This window comes from Paenibacillus tritici, from assembly GCF_013204885.1.
GTDB classification, from domain to species: Bacteria; Bacillota; Bacilli; order Paenibacillales; family Paenibacillaceae; genus Paenibacillus_AQ; species Paenibacillus_AQ tritici.
The window spans coordinates 259,625-284,347 of the sequence record NZ_JABMKX010000004.1 but is presented as its reverse complement, the minus strand read 5'-3'; the positions used below and the strand labels follow the sequence as shown (position 1 = coordinate 284,347).

Annotated in this window: 18 protein-coding genes; 5 read left to right on the top strand and 13 right to left on the bottom strand. The window is 43.6% G+C overall.

The window, feature by feature from the left end; all coding sequences use genetic code 11:
- Positions 1–61: 61 nt before the first annotated feature.
- From HQN87_RS08955 to HQN87_RS08945, 3 genes are read right to left on the bottom strand one after another with little or no spacing between them, the layout of a single operon-like run.
- On the bottom strand, positions 62–1,237 hold the full coding sequence (locus HQN87_RS08955) for a cysteine desulfurase family protein (protein WP_173130879.1): 1,176 nt from the start codon (positions 1,235–1,237) through the stop codon (positions 62–64).
- A 47-nt stretch (positions 1,238–1,284) separates the two neighbouring features.
- On the bottom strand, positions 1,285–1,704 hold the full coding sequence (locus HQN87_RS08950; RefSeq protein ID WP_173130876.1) for a thioredoxin domain-containing protein: 420 nt from the start codon (positions 1,702–1,704) through the stop codon (positions 1,285–1,287).
- A gap of 20 nt (positions 1,705–1,724) precedes the next feature.
- Positions 1,725–3,491, bottom strand: a complete 1,767-nt coding sequence (locus HQN87_RS08945) for an ABC transporter ATP-binding protein (RefSeq protein WP_173130873.1) — start codon at positions 3,489–3,491, stop codon at positions 1,725–1,727.
- 929 nt (positions 3,492–4,420) lie between these two features.
- Between HQN87_RS08945 and HQN87_RS08940 the strand changes: the two genes are divergently transcribed.
- A complete protein-coding gene (locus HQN87_RS08940) occupies positions 4,421–5,473 on the top strand; it encodes a hypothetical protein (RefSeq protein ID WP_173130870.1) in 1,053 nt (350 codons plus the stop codon).
- Between the two features lie 279 nt (positions 5,474–5,752).
- Here HQN87_RS08940 and HQN87_RS08935 read toward each other — a convergent pair whose 3' ends face one another.
- Positions 5,753–6,532, bottom strand: a complete 780-nt coding sequence (locus HQN87_RS08935; RefSeq protein WP_173130867.1) for a hypothetical protein — start codon at positions 6,530–6,532, stop codon at positions 5,753–5,755.
- On the bottom strand, positions 6,510–7,118 hold the full coding sequence (locus HQN87_RS08930; RefSeq protein ID WP_173130864.1) for an RNA polymerase sigma factor: 609 nt from the start codon (positions 7,116–7,118) through the stop codon (positions 6,510–6,512). Before HQN87_RS08930 ends, HQN87_RS08935 begins: the two co-directional genes overlap by 23 nt.
- 280 nt (positions 7,119–7,398) lie before the next feature.
- Here HQN87_RS08930 and HQN87_RS08925 point away from each other — a divergent pair, with 280 nt between their 5' ends.
- Positions 7,399–8,640: an IS4 family transposase gene (locus HQN87_RS08925; RefSeq protein WP_436836462.1), complete on the top strand. Its 1,242-nt coding sequence runs from the start codon at positions 7,399–7,401 to the stop codon at positions 8,638–8,640.
- A gap of 333 nt (positions 8,641–8,973) precedes the next feature.
- Here the strand turns inward: HQN87_RS08925 and HQN87_RS08920 are convergent, their stop codons facing one another.
- The 8 genes from HQN87_RS08920 to HQN87_RS08885 form a co-directional block, all read right to left on the bottom strand.
- Positions 8,974–9,948, bottom strand: a complete 975-nt coding sequence (locus HQN87_RS08920) for a glycosyl hydrolase (RefSeq protein ID WP_173130861.1) — start codon at positions 9,946–9,948, stop codon at positions 8,974–8,976.
- Between the two features lie 40 nt (positions 9,949–9,988).
- A complete protein-coding gene (locus HQN87_RS08915) occupies positions 9,989–13,030 on the bottom strand; it encodes a glycosyl hydrolase (protein ID WP_173130858.1) in 3,042 nt (1,013 codons plus the stop codon).
- Between the two features lie 215 nt (positions 13,031–13,245).
- Positions 13,246–14,949 (bottom strand): ABC transporter substrate-binding protein, encoded by a 1,704-nt coding sequence (locus HQN87_RS08910; protein ID WP_173130855.1) that lies wholly within the window; start codon positions 14,947–14,949, stop codon positions 13,246–13,248.
- A gap of 49 nt (positions 14,950–14,998) precedes the next feature.
- The gene (locus tag HQN87_RS08905; protein WP_246553360.1) at positions 14,999–15,835 is read right to left on the bottom strand and encodes a carbohydrate ABC transporter permease; all 837 of its coding nucleotides are present in this window, start codon (positions 15,833–15,835) and stop codon (positions 14,999–15,001) included.
- A gap of 86 nt (positions 15,836–15,921) precedes the next feature.
- Positions 15,922–16,878: an ABC transporter permease gene (locus HQN87_RS08900; protein ID WP_173131409.1), complete on the bottom strand. Its 957-nt coding sequence runs from the start codon at positions 16,876–16,878 to the stop codon at positions 15,922–15,924.
- 85 nt (positions 16,879–16,963) lie between these two features.
- Positions 16,964–18,526, bottom strand: coding sequence for a response regulator (locus HQN87_RS08895; RefSeq protein WP_367272678.1), 1,563 nt, complete (start codon positions 18,524–18,526; stop codon positions 16,964–16,966).
- Positions 18,510–20,294 (bottom strand): sensor histidine kinase, encoded by a 1,785-nt coding sequence (locus tag HQN87_RS08890; protein WP_173130848.1) that lies wholly within the window; start codon positions 20,292–20,294, stop codon positions 18,510–18,512. Before HQN87_RS08890 ends, HQN87_RS08895 begins: the two co-directional genes overlap by 17 nt.
- A gap of 100 nt (positions 20,295–20,394) precedes the next feature.
- Entirely contained in the window at positions 20,395–22,578 is a 2,184-nt protein-coding gene (locus HQN87_RS08885; RefSeq protein ID WP_173130846.1) for an alpha-galactosidase, read from the bottom strand.
- Between the two features lie 180 nt (positions 22,579–22,758).
- On the opposite strand from HQN87_RS08885, the gene HQN87_RS08880 reads away from it, so the two are divergent.
- From HQN87_RS08880 to HQN87_RS08870, 3 genes are all read left to right on the top strand, one after another.
- Complete coding sequence (locus HQN87_RS08880) at positions 22,759–23,583, top strand: AraC family transcriptional regulator (protein ID WP_173130843.1); 825 nt, start codon at positions 22,759–22,761, stop codon at positions 23,581–23,583.
- Between the two features lie 86 nt (positions 23,584–23,669).
- Positions 23,670–24,035, top strand: coding sequence for a hypothetical protein (locus HQN87_RS08875; protein WP_173130840.1), 366 nt, complete (start codon positions 23,670–23,672; stop codon positions 24,033–24,035).
- A gap of 84 nt (positions 24,036–24,119) precedes the next feature.
- Entirely contained in the window at positions 24,120–24,626 is a 507-nt protein-coding gene (locus HQN87_RS08870; RefSeq protein WP_173130837.1) for a hypothetical protein, read from the top strand.
- The last annotated feature ends 97 nt before the right edge of the window (positions 24,627–24,723 follow it).

The window sequence follows — 24,723 nt, the reverse complement described above, 5'->3', positions numbered from 1 at the left end:
CTTATAACTCGCATTTAAACAGTCCGAAATCATATTAGTGATTTCGGACTGTTTAAATGTTTTAAATATTTATTGCAAATCTTTTCTTTTGTTTTATCTGTTCAAGTACTTCTTCTATTGATTGAAGAAGATAGTCGGCATCTGAAAAAGTCATTGTTTCATGTAAACTTATTCTAATACTACTGGAAGAGATAACTTCATTGTGCGACATTGCCATTAGTACTCGGCTTAGTTTACTTGATTTTGAAGAGCATGCAGACTGAGAGGATAAAATAACTCCTCTCTTTGCAAAAAGATTAATTAGTTGTGCAGAAGTTATGCCCTCCTGATGATAGGAAAGATTTAATATATGCGGTGAAGATAAGGATAACTTCGGACTATTAATAGTAAATTCTTTCTTTTTTTTTATTTGAGAAGATATGTAAGTATACAACTCGACCAAATAATTAAATCTTTTGTTAAAATCTAATAAAGCTATTTTTATAGCCTCCGTTATACTTACCACTCCTGGTAAATTTGTTGTACCCGGTCTAATACTATTCTCTTGACTCCCCCCAAATATTATGGGTGAAATTTCAATGTTTTCTTTTATAACCAAAATCCCAATACCTTTCGGTCCACCTATTTTATGTCCAGATATCGTAAAAAGATCAATGTTATCTAATTCAAGTGGCACCTTTCCAAAGCCTTGGACCCCATCCACATGAAAGCATATATTTTCTTTACTTTGTATTAATTCACCTATCTCGTCTATCGGTTGTATCGATCCTGTTTCATTATTTACATGCATAATACTAACAAGTACAGTATTCTCTCTTATAGAATCCTCAATCTCAGATACATTTACTAGGCCATTCTTATCTACAGATACATAGGTAACCTCTACTCCATCTTTCTCTAATGCTTTACAACAGTTATATACTGAAGGGTGCTCGATTTGAGAGATAATAATATGTGGTGTAACCTTGCTTTTTTCTTTTATTTTCCTTATTAAACCTATAATAGCCATATTATTACTCTCCGTTGCGCCAGATGTAAATACGACCTCTGATGACTTCACATTTAATAATTCAGAGATAACTTTTCGCGATTCCTCAATTAAACAACTGGCTTCATAACCCATTTGGTGTACAGAGGATGGATTTGCGTATATATATTGAGAACTTTCAATCAACTTTTTGAGGACCAGTGGATGCAAAGGAGTCGACGCACAATAATCCAAATAAAGTCTCTTCATCAAATATTCCTCATTTCAATTTTAGTTAACCACATAAATAAGTAGTTTTATCTTTCGATATTTATACGTTCTTTTATATGATCAATAGATTTTATATTTCCTTTGCTATAAACAATATTGTTTTTATCTACTAAAAAATAGTAGGGATGCAATGAAACGGAGTACTCCTCTTCCATCTCCTCATCGTTAAGACCGATAATGTTAACTCCTAAAGGGAAAATCGACTCCATTTCCTGGTGATCTTTCTCTGTACCATTAGAAAAAATAAAAATAGTAGTGTTCGGAACATCATCACTCATTTTAATTATTTCTGGTATAAGCTCTAAGCATCGAATGCAGAAAACAGAGAGAAAGAACAGTACTTTTCCACCTTTAGTTTCATGTAAATTCATTGAAACACCTTGGTGATTCTTATAATTTTTATACAAAAGATGCTCCTTGAATGCTAATTCATTTTCTGTATTCATAAATTTCCCCCTACAAAAAATCAATTAAAATTCTTTGATTGTAAACTATACATTTCCGTATATATACCTTTTAATCTAATAAGTTCATCGTGAGAACCTTGCTCAATTATCATGCCATTATCCATAACAAGTATTACATCTGCATTAACACAGCTATTTAATCTATGAGAAATCATAATCGTAATTCTGTCTTCAGACAGGTCAGAGAAATTCTGATAGAGATCAGCTTCAGCATAAGGATCTAATGAAGCTGCTGGTTCATCTAAAACAATGATCTCTGCTTCACTAAAATAAGCCCTACTTAAAGCTACTTTTTGCCACTGTCCTCCTGACAACTCCACCCCTTTATCAAACATACTGCCTAAACCGGTGCTATAACCCATAGGTAACTTTTCAATAAAGTCAGAAGCTCCGCTCTTTTTTGCTGCACTTTTTATTTGTTGCAAATCTTCAATTTTCGAAATTTCTCCAACAGCAATATTTTCAATTATAGAAAAGTTATATTTCGAAAAATCTTGAAAAATTGCGCTAACATGTTTATGTAAAGCTTTTTGGGATATAGTTTTCAAATCTGTCGCTCCATATAAAATGGTACCACTATAATTTTTGTAGAGGCCAAGCAGACATTTAACGAGTGTACTTTTCCCAGCACCATTCTTCCCAACAATAGCTACTCTCTGCCCACGCTCTAAACAGAACGAAATATTTTTTAATGTGAATTGACTATTTCCTTCATAAGAATAACTTAAATTATTAACGCTTAACTTTCTAACAATTGGGATAGTGTCGACAGATTCTTCATTAGTATCCTTATCTTCTGGAATTTCTAAAAATTCTATTAAATCGCTTAATTGAATAAAGTTTTCATATGATCCCGATATGGATAACGCAATAGATAATAAAATTCCTTGGACAGTTATAAATGCTTGAGAAATTGTTAAATACTCTCCTATACTTAATTTTTGCTCAGGACCAATAAATACAAATAAAGCTAAATTCAACGCAATAACAACTACACATATACAATTCAATAAGTTTTGAGTTAAGCTACTTTTGTAATCAAAAGTTAACTGAATTTTAGATGAAATTTGAAAATTCTTTCTCCATCGTTCAATAAAATAATCTTGTAATTGAAAAATTCTAATTTCTTTAGCATATTCTTTGCTTTTTAATATATTTAATAAATAATTAACTTTTCTTGATAATGGTGTAAGTTCTTTAACTAATTTGTAACGGGCCTTACTAAGATATAAATTAAGCATTAATGGAGGAATTGAAAGGATTAGGCATGTTATCAAAGTGAAATAATGAAATTTCAGAAGTATTCCAACTAAAGTCATAAGAGTAATTAAATATTGTACGAATAGCATTGGACCGTTTAATATTTCAACAACCCGCTGGCTTTGACCAGATGAGGCTCTTAATAATTGATCATAGAAATTCCCCCTATCGTAGTTATATAATGGAATATTCGATGATTTTTTTATTATTTTTTCTTCTACGTTGTAATTTATTTTTATCTGCATCTTTGAGTTATTTATTCTCTCAAACATAGAAATTAAATTATTAGAAATCAAAATTGAAGATTGAATAAATAGATATAAAAAGCTTTCATGTAATCTTTCTTTACCTCCAGTTTGAAAATATATACTTAATGAATCTATTAAATTTTTGGTGATAATCAACTGAATAACCGGTGAAATTGAGTTAAGTAACCTTACAACTATTAAAAAAAACAGTTCTCTTTTAATATCTTTCCAAAAAAAAATCATATATTTAGTAAACATCTTTATTATTAAAACAGTTTTTTTTTCTGATATAAAAATCACCAACTTATAGAATAGTAAAGTCAAGGAGAATAATTTATATTCTCCTTGAGTCTTTGACCCCGTATCTGAATTTAGATTTAGATTATTTTACTAACAAGTACCAGTATAGCAACTAATATCAGCTATCCCTCTAGGAAACCTACTATAACCCGAAGTCAACAATGTCCCTCCATCTATAGGACTGGAACATCCACAACAAGTGTATTGTCTGTAATCACAATATTTGTAGTTAGAATCTGTAGAATCAGTTGTACAATTTGAGTAATAAGTACAAGTCTTTTTACTTAGTGCCTGAGGGCTAACTTCCATTATTTTTTCCTCCTATTTTTTACGGGGTCTACTATAAATAACAATTTTTGTAGATTGTTTATCACTATTTTTTTGTTTTTTTATAAATTTATATATTTTAGACTTTCGTGATATTTTCAACAGCTATTTATTTGTGAGGTTAGCTGTAGGACTCAACTTGGAGAAAAACACGTATGGTTAAAGTGTTGAAAGGAAATACATTCGCTCTCTAGGGTTAGATATGCGTTGGTCCAAAACAGAAGTAATCATAAAGCAAGTGACTGCGTTTTAGAGGATAGGTGAAATATTTTTACCTGGGGAATTTTAGACAACTCATTTAGTTAAGCACGACTAAACGGATATACACCCAAAGAAAACGGAGATAAAAGCGTAGCATAGTAATGATAACTTCATGATGAATTGGGGTTGTTTGAGGTAAAGCCTCATTGATTGAAGAGTGGTTTGAAATGCGTCTTACTATTAAATTTTTTAAAAAATCATTGTAAATGTGATAAAGCAGTTTTAGCAAGTGTTTCTTATTTATAAAGCCAAAAATCTCACTAGAATTATAAAAATTTATTTAAAGGAGCTGTTATGTAATGTTTTTAATTCAATTATCAATTTTTTTTCAATGGACCTTGAATATTGTTATAGTTTATTTGTTAATAAAAATAATTAAAAAAAGCTCAATTCAAGAAATACCCTCAAGTATTCAAGCTGCACAACCTATTGAAAAATATGAAGTCTCAAATTCCGAGAATTTTAATATGGATATTGGGTCCATATTTCCCGAGAAATCTCTTGTCACAATTGGCGGTAATCTCTTACACATCAAACAAAGTGATTTTAAAGGTACAATCTTATTCATTAGTGTTCATGGTTGTGAGAGCTGTGAAATACTTTATCAGAATATTAATTCGATTATCGATTCCTATGTTGACTATCAGATTGGACTCATTATGGTTGGTCCTTATGAGAAAATGATGGAGAAACAACATTACTATCAACTTGTTGTTCCTATTCATCATATTGAAATGCACCAAATGGAAAAATTCGGAACTAGAACATTTCCATTTTGTTATATCCTCTCTGGAGAAGGTATTATACTAAATAAACGTCCAATCCAAGATTCTTCAAACATACAAATTATGATAGAGGAAATGAAGAACGAAATTCTGGCAGATAATTTCAGTTTTAGGGAAAACACATTATCACTTTCTGAATCTTCAACTTTGGATATAGGTACTTTATTTCCATATAAAGTTCTTATTACAATTTCTGATGGCCTACTGCATATCATACAAAGTAATTACAAAAGTACTATCTTGTTATTTAGTATTCACGGTTGTGAAAGTTGTGAAACACTGTACCAGAACATAAAATTGATTCGTGAAGAAAATGCACTTTATCAAATTGGACTCGTAATGGTTGGTCCTTATGAAAAGATGATGGAGAAAAAACAACTCTATCATCTTGATATCCCTATTCATCATATTGAAATGGACCAAATGGAGAAATTTCAAACAAGAACTTTTCCATTCTGTTATATAATATCCGGTGATGGCACTATACTTAATAAGCGTCCAATTCAGGATTTTGCAGGCGTACAAATTTTACTAGAGGAAATCGAAAGGGAACTCGCAATAGGATAGTCCTAACAGTTTACTCAGGTAAATCAAAAGAAGTTTTACTATTAAGCTTAAAATGAGTCTCTCAGAGCCGTACTGGAAATATTGCCTATCAACTGCTTAAAAAAAATTTACTTTTCCAGGAATATCAAGATTAGATCTTTCATGCCACCAAAAGAGACACTCATCTCAGAGAATGAGAAGAGTGTCTCTTTTGAATATGGGAGGAGTTAATTTGTTTATTTAAATATATTGCTTCATAAAGCTTGCAATTCATTAAACCATTCTAAATTTCTTTTATTCTCAATTCACTTCAGCTAGATATCCCTCCATAAATTCAATCATTTCTTCTTTATTGATATTTCCGATTATTTGAATATCAGTAACAGTTTTATCGGAATTCATAATGCTCAAATTAATATTTTTCTCGTTATCATCTTCAGAATACAAAGCTAAAATATTATCCGTTTTTTTGATTTCTCTCCAATTACCTACAAATTCATTTGATAACTCTGACTCACCACGAACTGCCTTAGTTGCATCTGAATTGTTACTCTGAATTACCATTACCCATTGCTGTTGATGATTGTAAAAATCGACAATCGCTGGTGTAAACTTTATATCTCCTTTTTCTTCACTCTCAGAAATATTCAGGTTTATATGACCTGCAACACGATTAATCAAAGAAATGTTTGTTTTTTTATTTGTTACAAACTCAAAACCTAGAGCCTCCTTATCAACCACTAGATTATATTCCTTCTCAATATTTTTAGGATTCTCTAACCACTGACTCATTCTATCCATTGAATTCATTTGATTACTATACTCATTATTTTGTTCTATTAAAGATATCGTAATCCCATTCCATTTATTTGAAAAGGCATAGGTTGCTCCGGCCGAAATACTAACTAGTAAAACTATAATTGATGACAATAATAATATTGACCGCGGATTTTGTTTTCTTTTTATATTGCCCCTCACTCTAATTTCTTCAATTTTAGTCATTACTTTTTCTGAAATATCAACTTCATAAACCGCATTTAACTTTACTGTTAAATCTTCAAATTTCGATTTTTTGTTCATTTAAATACCTCCGGTCTTTTTTATCTTCATTTTTTTCTATTAACTTAATTTTTATCCGTTCAAATTTTTTGCGAACAGTTGGTGTACGAATTTCTAGGATATTTGAAATTTCAACAAAAGTATAATTTTCAACAGTATGCAGAATCAGTATTGACTTCTCTGTCTCGGATAGTATTTTATATTCCGCCAGTAAACAACTATTATGAGATAGATATGCATCTTCTGCACTAGGTTCAAACTCCTCAGACCACCTAGTTAATTTAAGCATTCCATCTCTCCATTTGCTTCTCCTTTTCAATAACGTTCGACAATGATTTAAAGCAATCATGTATAACCATCCTATAAAAGATTTATTATAACGATAAGAATGGATTTGAAAAAAGGCTTTTATAAAGGTCTCTTGGGTGGCATCTTCTGCTTCTTGTTCATTACTTAATAAGAAAAAACAATACTTAAAAATTTTATTTTGATACTTCTTAACAATAGAATCAAAAGCACTATAATCTCCTTTAAGAATGTCCTCTATTTCATTATCAATGATAACCCTCTCCTCCTTTCCCTTACTAATATATATAACTAATAGCAAAGAAAAAACGTGACAACGTTTAATAATTAACTCAACTTTCGCAGAGTCAAAATTGAGTTGACCCCAAGCCGGTGTTAAGGTGAAGCTGGTTTAAGTAACGATCTTGCCAACATAGAAAAACACCGCTTCATTTGGTAAAGTGAGATTGTCGAGATCCACTAAACCACAGAAGAGGTGTCCCTTCCATGATAAAACAAAAGTCGTCCCTAGATCAACTCCCACCTGAAATGAGACCTGCTTTTCAGGAACTCGGTGTCTTGAAGCACTTGAGAAAAGCAGGATTCAAAAAGACGTTTGGTTATACCTGTTCCCATCTCTTTATGCTCGTTTTTGTCTTGCTTTTTCATCAGAAGAACTGGTTTCGTCTGCTCGAAAGTTCCAAAGGCGAAGCGTTCCTGGCAAAGATGCCGTCTACCGGTTTCTGAATCACAGCCAATTTGCTTGGCGGCGTTTCTTGACTTCACTCAGCAGCGACACCGTTCAGCGAGTCGAAACCTTGACCTCCGTCACGCGAACTTCCGTGTTCATCGTCGACGATTCCATGTTTGAACGAAATCGCAGCAAAGCCGTAGAACTTCTGGCTAGGTTCAAGGATCACGCCACCGGTGCTTATTATAAGGGATTTCGTATGCTGACTTTAGGCTGGTCGGACGGCCATACGTTTCTCCCTTTGGACTTCGCCTTACTGACCGGTATTCATCCGGAAATCGATAAGCGATCCTCTGGGTACAAACGCCGAAAAGAAGCTCTTCTTTCGGCCCCACATCTGGTTTCTGAACTGCTGGATCGGGCCATCGCCTCGGGTGTTTCTGCGACTTACGTACTCATGGACAGCTGGTTCACTCATGCGCCCTTAATCGGGCGAGTGGTGGAACGAGGTCTTCATGTCATTGGCATGGTGAAAAACGACAACAAGCGATATCTCGTTCATGGCAAGCCGGTCGATCTCAAAGGTCTTTACCGATCCGCTACACAAGTGCAAGGGAAGCAGCGGAATATTTTGCGTCAGATTCATACGGAACTGGTTCCTGGTATTCCGGTCGTCGTGGTCTTTGTTCGCCATCGCTCCAAGAAAAACGAGTGGCTCGCGATTCTATCGACGGATCTCACACTGACGGCACCGGAAATCATTCAAATCTACGCTTTACGCTGGGACATCGAAGTCTTTTTTAAATGCACTAAATCCTTGCTACGCCTGCAAAAAGAGTTCCAAGGTCGTTCGTACGATCTGCTCATTAGCCATACCACCATTGTCTTTTCTCGTTATATACTGCTGGCTTGGCAGCATCGGCAAAGTACCGATCAACGGACGCTCGGTGGACTGTTTTATTTGCTTTGCGATGAAGTGGGTACCTTGGATTGGGCAGTAGCTTTACAACAACTGGTGGAATTGATGAACGAGATCGCCAATCAAGTCGGCAAAAAGCTATCCGCTATGATTAAAAGTCAACTCCAGCACTGGATCGCCGCTCTGCCCAATTACATCAAGGCGTACTTGCCGATTTCAGGCTGCGAAAGTTGAGATAATAATATCCTGATTATTAAATACCATATCCCAGCCCCCCAAGCGGCGCTGCAAATAACAAAAATCAGACTAATGACCATGAGTTACTCCTCTTATTCCTTCTCAAATCCTTCTAACAATTTATCGGTTCTACCTCCTAATTTATGTATGCCCTCACCACTTAGCTTTATAGAATTCACGATAGAACTTCATGAGGGTTGTGGACACAATATGATGTCAAAAAAATAACCAATTACGATCGTTTCCGATTCAAATTGGTTATTTTAGGTAATTTATTCAACGGACCTCAAAAGTAGCCAACTTCGCGTCCTTCATTCACATCAACTTTCTTCAATACAGCCGCGGCAGCGTGTCTAACGTAACCGAGAAGGGATGCTCATAAGCACGCCGAAGCTCCTCCTTAGTCGTCCATTCTTCGGTAGAGCCGAAGTCGCCCGACCAGGTCATATACCACACCCACGGGATATGCGTCTCTGACAGGCGGGGGATGCTCGGGAGAACACCAATCTCTCCAAGCGCGGTAAGTTTGTTCGCCGGTGTAATCTGTACCAGCCGATGATACTCGTCCGCCAAGTCGGTGTGAGTGTGCTTGGGCGGATAGGTATCCAGCGAGATAATATCACAGACATCGTCGCCTACATACCCTTCGGGCAGCGGTGAATTCCACACCCATATCAGGTTGTTCAAGCCATGATGATTTGTATACCGCTCATACATCATACGATACAACTGTAGGGCAACTTTGGGGCCTTTGGCGCCCCACCAGAACCATTCTCCCTCTGATTCATGAAAAGGGCGCCATAAAATGGGGATCTGTTGCTCACAGAACGGCTTTAACAATTCCGCCATATGATCCATATCAGCCACTAGCATTGTATGTTCTTCTGTTCCTTCAGTCACTGCCCGGGAGGCGTCAAATGTGGTGTGTTCGGTGTAGAATCCTTTATCCCGGCTGCCGAAGGGTGAGAACCAGTGCCAGGTAAAGGTAAGAAGTCCATGTTTATTCAAAACCCAGTCCCAGGCCTGAGCCAGCGTATTTTTATTTTCCTCTACCTCAATCAGGCAATCTTCGCTGGCATCCTCATAGTTAATATTAGGGGAGTATGCAAGCAATTCAAATCCGCAGAGAGCCGGCAGTTTTCCGGTTACCTCTTCAATATACCTCAGCTCTTTCTGTACGGTAGTCTGAGTATGCTGTCCCGTAATAATCCCCTTGCCGGATAGTTCGCTTAAATAGCGCAATACGTTTTTTACTTCCTGAGTTGCATTTGGATTGCAAGGTGCTGCATGAATCCTATCATTCATTGTCCAGACTCCATTCATTATTGTATTCAATCCCGATTAATTAAGGATTAATCAAGTTTAAGTCCATCAGCAGACGCTTTATCATGACAACCGCCTGCGCACGGTCTACCCGGTCTTGGACCGCAAGCTGATCAGGGGTTAAGCCAGGGGCAGCCTGTGCGGGTTCCATGGTATGCCCTGCAACTGCCGCAGCGCGGTCAATCAGATCCGTCATTTGCTGGCGTGTAATCCAAGCATCCGGCCGGAAGGTACCGTCCGGATAACCGGTAATCAGCCCTGCCTCATGAGCACCGGCAATCGCCCCGGTATACCACTTGCCTAACGGAACATCGGAGAATGGAGCGGTTGCCCCGGAAGCCTGGAGACCCAGAGCTCTTGCCATTAACATAATAAACTCAGCCCGTGTCATATACTGGTCGGGAGCAAAGTGATGGGCGTCCATCCCATGGACAAGCAGCTTGTTCGCCATGAATTCGATATCCTCCTTGGCCCAGTGACCACGGAGATCGTCAAACATCCGGTCCGGTTGGCCTGTCGTATAAATACCGCCGCCGTTACGTTTAATTGTTATAACCGTGGCGCCATTCGCTGACTGGGTTACAGCGGGCACAAAGGACAGCTCTCCTGTGGCGGGATCAATCCCTACTGCTGTTAACCCGTTCCCGGCAGATTGGGGAATTGTGAACGTATGGGATATATACCGGCTGCCGAAATGATTAAGCTCGAATGATTGTTCTCCAGCATACGCAAGGACTTTCAATTCAAACATCTCAGAGTCCAACCGGACTCCCTTATCCTTAGCCCGCATACTGATCTCTTCGGCTTGCCTGCTGCCCAGCTTCCTCATCTGAAGCGAGATCTGCACATCAGCAGTCTGGGCTCCCAGATGTTCTGCAGCCTCAGCGGCATTGATCAGGGCAACCGGGAAACGGTAGGAAGCCGTGTCCCACTCGATCAGGATTGCCGCATCCGGCGTGATGGCGGCTGCTTGTACGAGTGCCGATGCCGGGAACCTGAACTCTGCCGCCTCACTTTTATCTGCCTGAATCACGAAGAGCTGCGACTCTGCAGGCTTGTTCATCTGTTGTCTAAGTGAGGCAATCAGCGCTGCCCCGTCGACCTGGATAACCTGCGTTTTGGAAGGGTCCGCCTTCCCCTTATCCACGGTGCTTCCTGAATGATTTATCGCTTTCCAGTCCGGGAGCTCTTCCTTCTCCGGCTCGTGTTTTTGTGAGGAATACAGATCAGGCGGAAGCTCGTCAAGGGTGACCACATTGTCGTGCTCATACACCTTTTTCAAATGCTCCGGTGAATTTGTAATTCCATCCTTAATAAAGCTGCCGGTCCAGGTAGTGAAGAAGCTCCAGTGTGCACTATAAGCCTGCAGCATTTCCGGATCAGGGATCGGCCCGTTTTCTGCCAGTCCGATGACCTTTCTGCCGTTCACCAGTGAAACCAGACTTTCGTACTTTGCGATGCTGGGATTGTAGTCCCCTGCCGGGTTATATATATCAATACTGGCAATGTCCACGATATCATCTCCCGGATACCACTCCGGCTTCTCGGAGTTCCACACCCAAATGAGGTTATTCAGATGGTGATGGTTAGTCAGCCGGTCATACATCAGTCTCCATAGCTGTTTTGCCGGTTCCGGCCCCTTGGCCCCCCACCAGAACCAGCCGCCCTCCGCCTCATGAAGCGGCCGCCACAACACCGGTACTCCTGCATCCTGCAGCCGTTTCAGCTGGAACGCAATGGCATCCATATCACGGAGAAGCAACTGATAATCCTCGGAATCCGGATGGTTGAGCGCATACTCTACATCAAAGGTCGTATAGTCCGTATAGAATCCTTTATACCATTCATGACCTGGCTCTTCCCCGCCAATTCCCTTGGGCGCGTTCCAGTGCCAGCACAGCGATATAATTCCGCCGCGCTTGTGCCAAGCGATGATTTTCTCAATTTCGGTTGAAGTAGCCCCCTTCTCGACACGCGAGGGGGAGTAGTCCATTACATCGGTGGCGAGTATCGCCGGATATTTCCCGGTTTGCCGGAAGATCCACTCAGCATCCTCCAGCGTTTGCTGACCCGAAATCAATTTCCGGCCATACTGGCGATCCAGAAAGTTCATTAACGACCGGGCTTCGGGACTTGCATCCGGATTAATCAGGGTTGTTGACACAACGGGCCGCTCCGGCGCAGCCGCAGCCGTCAGCTTAACGTAGTCGATATTGTACCAACCCCAGTTAGCCAGGAATTCAATGACGTTATCGCCTTCCTTGAGCCATGCTTTTCCGGCAGGAATCTCCTTATAACCGGCCGTCTCCGGCAGAGTAATTTCAGTGGTGTTCCCGTTCAACACGATACTGGTCTTCTTCTCGCCATTTGGCGAGCTATACCTTATGAGAATATCGAACATTCCGGCAGCAGGAGCTTTATAATTCAGGGTCAGTGATCCGGATTGCTGAAAGGCGGCGTATCCGTCTCCCGAATATCCGGACCCGTCAGCCCCTATCGAGACGCTGCCGCTCATCATACCTTCCTCTGCCTCAAGCAGGTTTCCAGCCGCCTGGGCATTGGCCGGTTCAAGCAGGATGAACTCGATCCCGTAATAGCCCCAGCCCCGGGTAATCTTAATTGTATTTTCTCCAGCGTTAAGCAGTACTTTGCTGACCATTTTCTCGGCCCGGACGGTGCCTGCCGCAGGCGCATCCAGCATAAGTTCTCCAGCACCAGTCCCGTTAACCTGTATCCCGGTTGCTTTTCCGCCGTAGCCTTCGGGGATATAGTAGCCTATGCTTAGCTTATATAATCCGGCCTCTGGAGCATTCACCTTAAAGGTTGCATTACCGGCCTCTTCCGGTGAAGAAGCATTTTCCGCGAAAAAGAAGGAAATATAGCCGTCACCGTCGTAGAGCTGGTCATGATCCTCATAGACGGGACCGCGTTTCTCGATGCCATAACCGTTCAACACTGCATCCGCATAAGTGGCTTGGATGACGCTCGGCTGCTCATTATTCGTGAAGGCAGCAGCCTTTGAATCACCCTCACCCAGGTTGGTCAGTAAAGTAAAAAGGATCATTAAACACAGCGAGCCTACTAGCTTTCTTTTGATGTATAACCGCATCAGCTTTCCTCCCGGCAAATTAAATTGCAGCACGGTTTTTCCACATTATTAACCGCTTACATTAATATTGTGCTCTCTCACTCGTTTGTGTCTAATGAGCTTCTCTCTATAGAACAGCGGGCTCGTTCCCCTCCTGTCATGCTGGAAACAAGCCCGCTTGATCAACAATTTTACTTAGTGGACCACAGCTTGATGCGGTTCTGAATATGCAGGGTATACGCTTCTTCCATTTCCTTCACTCCGGCCTTATCCAGATCTGCCATATAGGCATCCCAGATTCGATCGAACTCTCCCGGCTTGGACATAATGGCTTCAGGGATTCTCTTCCAGGTGATGTCCTTCATCTTGGCTCCCAGGATCACAGCAGGATCGTCGCTGGCGAGTGACATCGTGTAAGCCGCACCATAAGCTCTGGGCTTAAATTCATCTTCTGACGGGAAAAGATCCTTCCAATGTTCGGCGCCGTATGCTTTCAGCGTTTCCTTCTCCGGTGCACTGTAACTTGCGGTCAGCTGCTCCGGATAACTGCGGGTAAAGTAATTTCCGGTTGAATCTTTAATACCGTCTCCGTAATGGACCATCAGATTCCAGTAGAGCCCGACACCGGATTCTTTTTGGAAGGCTGCGTTGTCCTTATCCATGCGTTCCTGTACAGCCGGAATAACCTTCCGTTTACCATTTTCAACACTGTAATGTTTCCCTTCTATTCCCCAGTTGTTCAGGATTTGCCCTTCTTCCGAGGCAAGGTAATCGAGGAACTGAATCGCACGCACCGGGTCCTTGCATTTGCTTGAGATTGAAATACCATAACCTCCGTCAAAGCCGGCCGGCCAGAAGCTGGTGTCCTTGTATTTCTCACTCATCGTGACCGGATAATGCCCGTAGGTCTGATCCAATTTTCCGGCAGCCTTTAGCGCATTCTGGGCATCTCCATAATCCCATTCCGGATCAGCCAGACCCAGAACCCGGCCGGAGGCGACCTTCGCCTTGAACTGGTCCGTCTTCTGCACGAAGCTCTCCGGATCAAGCAGACCGATATCGTTCATGTGATTCAGCCAGCGGAAATACTCTTTTTCTTCCGGACGGCGGAAATGATATGTTGCCTGATGGGTTTCCTGATCAATGAAATATTCCCCGTCATCCGGCCCTCCGGTCGTCTGAAATCCCGAATTGGTGACTTGGTACATATGCCAGTCGTCTCCGTTCAGGGAAAGACCGATATTTTTATTTCCGTTTTCGTCCTTCGGATGCTTGGTGATATACTCCTGGATGACCTTTTCAAAATCCTTTACTGTGCGTATTTCCGGATAACCGGCTTCTTTGACAACACGGTGCTGCAGCTCAAAGCCTCCGTCGGCTTTAAACTTTCTCTCATCTACGGAGGACCAGGTTGGAATCGCATAGATAGCCTGGTCATCCAAGCTGTACTTGGTCCGGACAAGCTTATCACCGAGCATTTTTTTGATATTAGGGGCATGCTTGTCGATCAATTCCGTTAAATCGAGTACCGCTCCGGCGTCAACAAGCTTGCCGACATCCGCCTTTGCGGCGATCAAATCAGGATAATTGCCTGTGGCCGCAATCAGTGACATCTTTTGAACCGGATCACCCACTGCAAACTCGGCATCCAGGGTCACACCGGTTTTTTCGGCAATCACCTTACCTACTTCATCCTGCATGTTATTCCAATTGGTACTGCTGTCCTCGGAGAAATAGGAGAGCGTGACCGGCTTTACATCCGAACCGGAAGCACCTTCCTTGTTACTGTCCTCTCCGGCACTGGAGCCGTTATTCCCTCCGCAACCGGCAAGCGTGGTCGCTAAAGTCAGTGCAAGCACGGAAGACAGTATCATTCCTTTTTTATCTGGCTTCATGAAGCTAACCCCCTAGATAATGGATAAATGCTATTTGAACAAGAACGGTCTAACTCTTAACAGCTCCAAGCGTCATGCCTTTGACAAAATACTTTTGCAGGAAGGGATAGACGATAAGAATAGGCACAGTGACGACAATCGTGATTGCCATTTTGACCGATTCCGGTGAGATTTGTGACATTCGCTCAGCCATATTCGCCGCGTCCTGGGAATTCGTTGCACTTGTCGTTGTGCTTTGCAGAATTTTCATTAACTCATACTGCAGCGTGGTCAAAGCTTCGTCTGACCCGTTGAACAGATACGTATCGAACCAGGAGTTCCATTGTCCTACCGCGAGGAAAAGGGCTACGGTAGCTAAGGCCGGCTTACACAGCGGCAGTATTACACGCCAGTAAATCGTAAAGTCGTTGGCTCCGTCCAGCTTCGCTGACTCCTGCAGCGCATACGGCAGTCCATCAATGAAGGAGCGGATCACGAAGACATTAAAGGCGCTTACAAGTCCCGGCAGAATGTACACCGCAAAGGTACCGATCAGGTTCAAATCTCTCATCAATATGAATCCCGGAATCAGACCGCCGGAGATGTACATGGTAACCGCCAGAAAGATGGATATAAATCTCCTCGCCTGAAAGTCACTGCGAGCAAGAGTGTAAGCAAGCATTGAACCGCTGATCAGACCTGCTATAGTACCGATAAGCGTCCGCAGTACCGATATTTTAAATCCGGTTATTAAGCTTCCATAAGTGAAAATCAGGCTATAGTTATCCAGCGTGAACTCCCGCGGCCAGATGGTAATCCCGCCCCGGACGGTATCTACTGAATTGTTAAGCGAAATCGCCAGTACGTTCAAGAACGGATATATCGTCAATACGGTTACCACAATCATGGACAGATAAACTACGAATGCCAGTATCCGGTCCTGTGTTGATTTCGAACGGTGGTTGATGTGGAACCCCTCCTCTCTCTCTCTATCTACATGATGCTTTCGTTAGTAAACCGCTTGAATATACCATTGGCAGCAAACAATAGAAGCAGGCTGATCACCGAGTTGAAAATGTTGATTGCCGTTCCGAAGGAGTATCTGCCCATAGCCAAACCATAATTAAGCGCATACAAATCCAGCACTTCAGAGTAATCAATGACCAGGTGATTCCCCAGCAGAAATTGCTTCTCAAACCCTGTACCCAGTAAATGGCCAATCGACATAATTAAAAGAACGATGATGGTCGGCCGGATGCCAGGCAGCGTAATATGCCACATTTGCCGCAGACGGCTCGCTCCGTCCACCCTGGCCGCTTCGTATAATTCCGGGCCAATCCCGGAAATGGCGGCAAGGTATATAATGGCGTTCCACCCTGTTTCCTTCCATATATCTGAACCGGTCACGATTCCCCAGAATAAGTTCCCCTGTGCCATAAACTGAATCGGTTGATCAATAAGGTTCAGGCCGAGAAGGATATCGTTTACAATTCCGCCGTCCGTGGATAGCATTTTGGTAACGATCCCTGCAGCAACTACCCAGGAGACAAAATGCGGAAGATAGGACACGGTCTGGACGAACCTCTTCATTGCCTGAACACGAACCTCATTGAGGAGCAGTGCAAAAACGACCGGCACGATAAAACCGGCAATCAGCCCCATAAAGCTCATAGCCAGCGTGTTGCGCAGCACCTGATAGAAATGGTCATCCTTGAACAAGGTATGAAAGTGATCAAAGCCCACCCACTTTTGTTCAAAAAAACTCACTCCGGGTCTATATTTCTGGAAGGCCATCGTCCAGCCCCACAAAGGCAAGTACTGGAAGACAAACACCCAAAGTACAAAGGGTACTGACATGTAGTAAAGATACTTCTGATTTCCTAACTCCCTCCAAACGCTCTTTTTTCTTTTTGTGTATACGTTTTCCGTATTCAACGTTATCGTTTTCATACTTCCTCCCCTCTCTCCATAACTATCATAAATTAGAGAAGAGGGGCTTCCTATACCAATGATTTCGGGAAAAATCATCTAGAAATTATGGATTCTTATAATCCGACGGCGACCGGCCTTCATACTTTTTAAATTTGCTGAAAAAGTAATTTACGCTCGTGTAACCCACCTGCTCTGCCACTTCATACACTTTCATTCCTTGGGCCAGCAGTTCCTTGGCTCTCTGGATACGGACCTTGTCCAGGTAGGTGTTAAAATACTCTCCGGTCTTCATTCTGAACAACTGACCCAAATAAGGGGTACTATAGTTCAGCAGCCCGGCCAATGTTGATAATTTCAAGTCTTCCGCATAATGCTTATGAATAAAGTCGATCATCCGCTTGAATTCATGCTCTTTGCCCTGTGTATCAGATTCTTCCACAAAATCCAGAAGAAAGCGGCGGATATCCTCTATTAGCTGCTGTAACCGGTCATGCTGATAGATTCCGTTCAAGAAATGCGAGACCTTCTCCGTCTCTTTCCCTTCTAAACGGGAGGCGGCGGCAAGCTTATGAATGATTCCATTGCAAAGAAAAAAGAAGGCTTGTTTAACGTGATTCTCATCTTGCCGCTGCCCGCAATACATCGCTGCCGCCTCATTCAGCAGCTGCGCTACCATCGCCTTATTCCCTACATCCAGGCAGTAATACAGGCGGAGGATTAAATCCCTCATATACTCTTCATTGTTGTCTTCTGTCAAACCGGCAGGTACCGGCGGGCAGACAGGAGGATAATCCGGCTCCAGCAGACGATCTCTATCACTGAAAAAAGACAGCTTCGCCGCTTCTCTGGCTTTCGAATATGAATTGCAAATAAGTCCGGCTTCGGTAACAGCCCCCCCGGTTGCCGCAATAAACCGGATTCCGGCGGCAATATTCCGGATCTCGCCGTACAGGTTATCACGCCGCTGCGATCCGCGCAGCGGCGCGTTGAGCAGAAGCACCACATAGGGGGATATGATGGTTACAGCCCCCAGGTCCCGCTCCTCTGCCATTGCCTTCAGCCCGGCCGCCAGCCGGTTGAGCGCATCCGGCAGTTCCGCTTCCGGAACACGCGGAACAATTACCACGACTTCGTAGCTGCCGCTCCATAACCAATCAGGTTGTCCTATGCCGGCACCAAGCCTTATCGATTCTCCCGGCTTCTCCTGAGGGACCAGCAGACGATGCAGGTATAAGTCCCGGTCCAGCGTCTCTGTCTGAGGGCTTGTCCGCTTACGTTCTTCCTCTTCAATCCGTTCCCTCACAAGCTGTAAAGTAGCTGACATTTCACCGATATTCACCGGTTTAAGCAGGTATCCGGCCACACCGTAACGGATCGCTTGCTTGGCATACTCAAAATCCGCATATCCGCTCAAAATAATAAATTGCGTGTTATGACCAGCCGCTCTTACCTGCTCAATGAGCTGCAAGCCATCCATAACGGGCATCCGGATATCTGCTACAACGACTTCCGGAGCTTCCTCCTCAATGATCTTTAAGGCTTCTCTGCCATTGCCTGCGGCAGCCACAACGGTATAACCCAGGCTTCCCCATGGAATTAGCGTCTGCAGTCCTTGCCTGAGTTTGGGCTCATCGTCCACGATAACGACCTTAATCAACAGGTACACCTCCAGGAATATAAAATGTAATGACAGTGCCTTGTCCCGGCGTGCTCTCAATGTTCAGGGCGCTCGTTCCCCCGTACAGCAGCACAAGCCGGTCGTTCACGTTTCGAATACCGATCCGCTCGCTCTCCTGCTCATGTATGGATTCAGCAAGCTCCGCCCGGATACCCGCGAGCCGTTCCGGCGTGATGCCTGCTCCATTGTCACTCACTTTAACTGAGGCACCCTTCGGCACCCTGCTTATTTCAACCCAAACCGTTACTCCCTCTTCGCGGTTATCCAGACCATGGATGATTGAGTTCTCCACCAGCGGTTGGATAATCAACGGAGGGACCGGCATGGTATCCAGATCAGGATCAGACACCAGGCGGTATTCCAAGCGGTCTTCATACCGGAACTTTTGCATATCAAGATAACAGCGCACACGCTCAAGCTCCTTGCACAGAGGAATACTCCCGTTACCGGCCTCCAGGCTGCTGCGCAGAAGCGTACTCAGAAGCCATACCGCTTCCGCGATATCATCCTGCTTGCGTATATGGGCTTCCATGCGGATCGACTCCAACGAATTGAACAGAAAGTGCGGATTGATCTGACTCGCCAGCATCTTGAATCGCATCTCATTCTGTCTCTGCTCTACCAGAATTTTTTGATTATTCGTATCCTGAACTTCTTGAACCAGTTCATGCACGCTTCTAATAAGCGAATTAAACTGCCGGGACAGTAATCCCACTTCATCTTTGCCGTCAATATGGAGGTAAGCTTCCCAGGAACCGGACCCTACCCTTGTCATATGCTTGCTTAAACGAAGCAGCCTCCCGGACAGCAGCGATGCAAAAGCATAGATAAGCACCGCTGCAAAAATCAGGCTGGCGGTTATTACAATGGCCCCAAGCCGAATGACCCGGTTGGCATCCCTCATCATGTCTGAATAAGTAAAAATCGAAATAATGCGCAGCCCGTTCCAGCTGTTCTCGGGTTCCAGGCTCGCGACAACTACTTTAGAGTCTCTGCCGTTGATTACCGTATCGTAACTTCCCTCTTGCCCGGATAGAATCTGTTGGTCTCCATCCATTTCAGATAATTCCCTCCCCCAATAACCGGCCTCATTGGAGCCGACAATCCGGTTTTTGTTATCCACAATCATTGTGGTGAAGGATTCCTGATCGAGAATAGAGCTTAATTGCCGCTGATCTATGTTAATAGCCAGAACGCCCTTACGTCCAAGCGAATCCGCCGAGAACGAACGGATCAGGCTGAGCTGCTCTGATCCGCTTTGTTCATCTTTGATCAGATTCCAGCCGGCAAGCCCTTTTTGTTCTATGGCCTCCTTGTACCAGGTTTTTGCCATGATTCTCTCATCCGGTTGAATGAACTCCCAGTTATTGAGCGCCCCCGGATTCACAACGTACACACGTATGCCGGATATCTCTTTGTACAGCTGAATGTAATCCCGGATATCTGTATACTCCCGGTAGGCTTGAATAACATCGGCGTAATCCTCGTACTGTTGGGTGGCTACTCTTTTCATCCTGTTATCAACCGTCAGCCGGTAAGAAATATCCAGCGGCACCTTAAGCAGCTCCTCCGTCCGTTTTTGAACACGCTCCACGTTGTTTGAAATTTGGGTTAAGGCATCTTTGATAACAATCTCCCGAAGCTTCCCGGTTAAGAACAGACCGGATAACACCAGTGGAAGAACGGCAGCAGAGATAAAGGTAAGGGCCAATTTCTTTTTCATTTTCATATCGTTCATCATGCGGAACAAAAACATCGCTCATCCTCCCGTACCGTATAGGCCGCTTCACGCAAAATGCCCCCTTCTCATAGGAAAGGGGCAGTCATTATTCGAAATTATGATGAATGCATTGCAGTCATTCTCTCGGCGTATCTGTAGCCCGGACTCTGAACCAGCCGCTCTCATAGTCCTTCTGTTGATAGGACAGGGGCAGTCCCAGCTTCATCAGTCTATCTCCCCCATAAATAGACCTAGACCCGCTGCACTCCGGCAGGACTTCATAGCCGAATTCGGGTTCAAGACCGGCGAGCTGCAGATAACTCCGGGGTGCGTTCGGCACCGCTGTCACTTGAAAATAGTAGACCAAGGCTTCCTTCTTGTTCCCGGATACAAACATCCAGGCTGACTGATTGCCTTCAAAAGGACTTTTTAGCCGGTATAAATCCCCTTTTTGGACCAAGCCGCGAATTTCTTTGTAGGTAACGATCTGGCGCCGGACCGTTTCCTTGTCTTCGTCAGTGAATTTCGTCAAATCCAACTCGTATCCGAAATTTCCGGACATAGCAACATTGCCTCTAAAATCAAGCGGAGTTATTCTTCCAACCTGATGGTTCGGCACGGCCGATACATGAGCCCCGATTGCGCTTACGGGATACACCAGGCTGGTGCCGAATTGAATCTTCAGCCGCTCCGCCGCGTCCGTATTGTCACTGGTCCAGGTTTGCGGCATGTAGTAGAGCATACCCGGATCGAAGCGGCCTCCTCCGCTGGAGCAGCTCTCGAAAAGAATATCCGGAAACGCCTGTGTAATACGTTCTAACAGCTCATACAAACCAAGCACATAGCGGTGGGCGGTCTCTGCTTGCCGTTCCGGCGGCAATTCGGCAGAACCGATCTCTGTCAGGCACCGGTTCATGTCCCACTTCACATAAGAAACAGGAACAGCGGAAAATATAGCAGAAAGCGAGTCGAAAATATAATCGCGCACCTCCTGGCGGGTATAATCCAGAACCAGCTGCCATCTGGCTTCGCTGCGTCTGCGTCCCGGGACATGAAGGCACCAGTCCGGATGCCTGCGGTACAGCTCGCTGTCCGGAGAGATCATCTCCGGTTCAACCCAGAGCCCGAACTTCAGCCCCAGCCCGTTAATACGTTCCGCAACATCGGCCAGTCCGCCGGGAAGCTTCCGGCGATCCTCGTACCAGTCACCCAATGAGGAATTGTCTGAATCCCGTTTACCAAACCAGCCGTCATCCAGCACAAACAGCTCGATCCCCAGCTTCGCCCCTTCTTCCGCTATGGATACCAGCTTGTCTGCGTTAAAGTCAAAATAGGTGGCTTCCCAGTTATTGACCAGAACAGGGCGCTCCTCATCCCGGTGCCTTCCCCGGCACAGCCGGGTGCGATACAGACGATGATACGTCCGCGACATCTCTCCCAGTCCTTGTCCGGAATAGACCATGACCGTTTCCGGTGTCTGAAAGCTCTCACCGGGACTAAGCAGCCATGCGAAATCAAAGGCATTGATGCCAATGCTGAACCGGACAGAGCCAAAGGAATCTACTTCGGCATCCGCCTCAAAGCCGCCGCTATATACAAGACTGAACCCGAAAGCTTCACCTTGAGCTTCCGTCGTCTCGGGAGTGACCAAAGCGGCAAAAGGATTAAACTGATGGCTGCTCATGCCTCTTTTACTGTCAATCCGGGTCTCTCCTTGATGAAGCGGTGTACGGGTAATATTCCCCTCCCTGGCCCAGGCGCCGGAAAGATACATCATCTCTAAATCCCGTCCGCCAGCAAAGTCGATGCTTGCACTCAAGGCGCGGCGAAGCCGTAACTCCTGTCCGCCTGCATTGCTGAAATGGGCCGAGCGGACGATCACGTTCCGGTCTGCGAAGATACTGTAGCACAATGTTACCTTCAGACTCGAATACGCATCGGTTAATTCCAGCTCCAGCGTGTCCGCCTCCGCCTCATCCTCGGTATATACGGCCGGAAGACCGGCCAGAGACGGCTTACCCTTAGTCACCCGGTAACCCGTGTATGTCAGCTCAGTAATCCGTGTTCCATCTACAAGCTCAACCTGATACGCCGGATTGCGGAAGTCTCCGCTTCCGTATTGCGGGTATTCTTGCGGTAAGCGGTCTAATCCGGCGGTATCCGGGGTATGGATAAGCATATCGGACATTGGCTCCCGGTGATTCAGTTTGCTTCCCCAATAGATATGTACCGGGTACCCGTCTATCATTTGAATGATATAACTCATACCCGATGACTGCAGATGAAACAGCCCTGCTTGTTCCTGAACGATGATGCCCATGACCTGACTCCCCTCTTCCGATAAGCACACCCTATTTATTCATGGTGTAATACTTGGTTAATTCTTGACCTAATGATGTTTGTTCCTAAAAGGATATACTATCTATACACATTTAGTACATAGCATGATGATCACTAAATATGTTATAATGCTTGAAATTAATTTCAAAGGAGTTTTGCTGTGATTGAATATTTGCCCCGCAGTAAGCAGCATATAGGATTACATCTTAATCAGTTTGGCAATGAGGAATGCCTGCCGGGTCACTTCTTCGGGCCGGCGGTAAGGAGCCACTATTTACTCCACTATGTTGTGGATGGGGAAGGGTTCTTTGAGGTTGACGGTACCCGTTATGAGCTGCGGAGAGGACAAGGCTTTTTGATATGTCCGGATATAATCACATACTATCAGGCCGGAACCGCGAACCCCTGGTCTTATTGTTGGTTCGGGTTTGAAGGGACCTCTGCGGAGACGCTTCTCAAGCAAGCAGGTATATCGAAGAGCTCCCCTATCTTCTGCTATGACCAGGACAATAGGATTGAACAGTACTTACAGATGATGATTGAATCCGGTGGATTAGGTAAAGCCCGGGAAACCAAGCTGACAGGCCTGCTGTATTTATTGCTGTCTCTTCTGATTGAATCCAGTCCGGTGACTTCCCCAGAGTATGAATATACGGAATCAAGAACAGAGATTTATGTCGAGAAGGTAACGAATTTCATTGAAATGAATTATCCGTATAAGTTCACCGTTGAGGATATCGCCCGGTTTATCGGACTCAACCGCAGCTATTTGTGCTCGTTGTTCAAGCAGAGCATGCATCTCAGCATTCAGGAGTATCTAATCCGCCATAGAATTAATAAGGCATGTGAAATGATGGGGAACACCGGGCTGTCTATTGCTGACATCTCCAGGTCCGTAGGCTACAACGATCCCCTGCTGTTCTCCAAAATGTTCAAGAAGGTGAAGGGCTCCTCCCCCAAACATTACCGCGCCGAAATCAAATAAACCAATGCCGACCGGTCACGCGTCGGCTTGGTTTATTTTTACGTTTCCTGTTATTCATCCCTTTTCCCCCTTTCTATATGGCATTCGTGACAGAATTGGCTTCTGAGTTACTAACTTATGCCAAACAATCTTCAAATGGTGGCTCATACACTCCATACTATAAAAGTCAGGCAAATGGAACTGCCGAATTAGCAAGACTTAGAACTACTCAATCCACCGGATCTGGTAGTGGAGCCTTTTCAAAAGGTTCTAGTACTAAAGATAATGATTTATATTATGCTATTCATAATTATAATTACAAATGGAATAACGGAACCGTTAGTATTACAGATAGATATGATTATGCCGTTAACGCTGATTATCAAGGTATAGCCGGAACTGCCGTAAATACAATGTGGCTTACTCAATCAAAGGGAGTTATTGTCCCCTTTCTTGTAGTAATGAATTTCTAGTCATTCTTAAATAGTGTTAATTTTAATTATACCCATATATTTACAAATTGTGCTCTCACTATTAAAAATAGAGGATATGATTTGATGAAAAACACAAGAGTAATTATTGGTGGATTCGTTATTTTAATAATCTTATTAGCAGTGTTGTATAAAGGTTATTTTGATAGTAGTAAAGAAATAGAATTTTTTAACGATAAGTTCGGAATACAACTGCCCAAAAAAAGCGAAATTATATTGAGTAAGAAATCATATGGGGCAATGGGAGATGGGTATCGGGTGTATATCTATCAAGTCGATTCTGAGAGTATGAAAATAATAGCGGAAAAGGGCCGCGAGAATCATTGGTCCGAACTCCCGCTTCCTTCAGATTTTGCGGCTTCATTCTTCAAAAAGATCAGGGCGATAACAGATGAGACAACTTCTAAACTAATACCACTCAATGCTGACAAAGGATACTTTGTGATAAGAAATAACCAAACCAACGCTTCAATTTCAGGGACTGATGTATTTAACTCCAGCTTCGACAATGTAATGATTGGAATGATGAATCTTGATAAGAATAGAATTTACTTATTATCGTATAACATGTGAGCAGGATCTTGATATTTGATACCGCCAAAATTAGCTCCAGCTTTAAGAAGAGGACCAAGAAACTTGGTCCTCTTCTTAAAGTATAGTTTAATAGGCG

Bases quoted from the DNA above. Each gene is read 5' to 3' on its own strand.
- HQN87_RS08940 (WP_173130870.1), top strand. From the start codon at position 4,421: ATGTTTTTAATTCAATTATCAATTTTTTTTCAATGGACCTTGAATATT.
- HQN87_RS08885 (WP_173130846.1), bottom strand. From the start codon at position 22,578: ATGGGCATCATCGTTCAGGAACAAGCAGGGCTGTTTCATCTGCAGTCA.
- HQN87_RS08920 (WP_173130861.1), bottom strand. From the start codon at position 9,948: ATGAATGATAGGATTCATGCAGCACCTTGCAATCCAAATGCAACTCAG.
- HQN87_RS08945 (WP_173130873.1), bottom strand. From the start codon at position 3,491: ATGTTTACTAAATATATGATTTTTTTTTGGAAAGATATTAAAAGAGAA.
- HQN87_RS08955 (WP_173130879.1), bottom strand. From the start codon at position 1,237: ATGAAGAGACTTTATTTGGATTATTGTGCGTCGACTCCTTTGCATCCA.
- HQN87_RS08915 (WP_173130858.1), bottom strand. From the start codon at position 13,030: ATGATCCTTTTTACTTTACTGACCAACCTGGGTGAGGGTGATTCAAAG.
- HQN87_RS08900 (WP_173131409.1), bottom strand. From the start codon at position 16,878: ATGAAAACGATAACGTTGAATACGGAAAACGTATACACAAAAAGAAAA.
- HQN87_RS08935 (WP_173130867.1), bottom strand. From the start codon at position 6,532: ATGAACAAAAAATCGAAATTTGAAGATTTAACAGTAAAGTTAAATGCG.
- HQN87_RS08870 (WP_173130837.1), top strand. From the start codon at position 24,120: ATGAAAAACACAAGAGTAATTATTGGTGGATTCGTTATTTTAATAATC.
- HQN87_RS08910 (WP_173130855.1), bottom strand. From the start codon at position 14,949: ATGAAGCCAGATAAAAAAGGAATGATACTGTCTTCCGTGCTTGCACTG.
- HQN87_RS08890 (WP_173130848.1), bottom strand. From the start codon at position 20,294: ATGTTTTTGTTCCGCATGATGAACGATATGAAAATGAAAAAGAAATTG.
- HQN87_RS08950 (WP_173130876.1), bottom strand. From the start codon at position 1,704: ATGAATACAGAAAATGAATTAGCATTCAAGGAGCATCTTTTGTATAAA.
- HQN87_RS08905 (WP_246553360.1), bottom strand. From the start codon at position 15,835: ATGATTGTGGTAACCGTATTGACGATATATCCGTTCTTGAACGTACTG.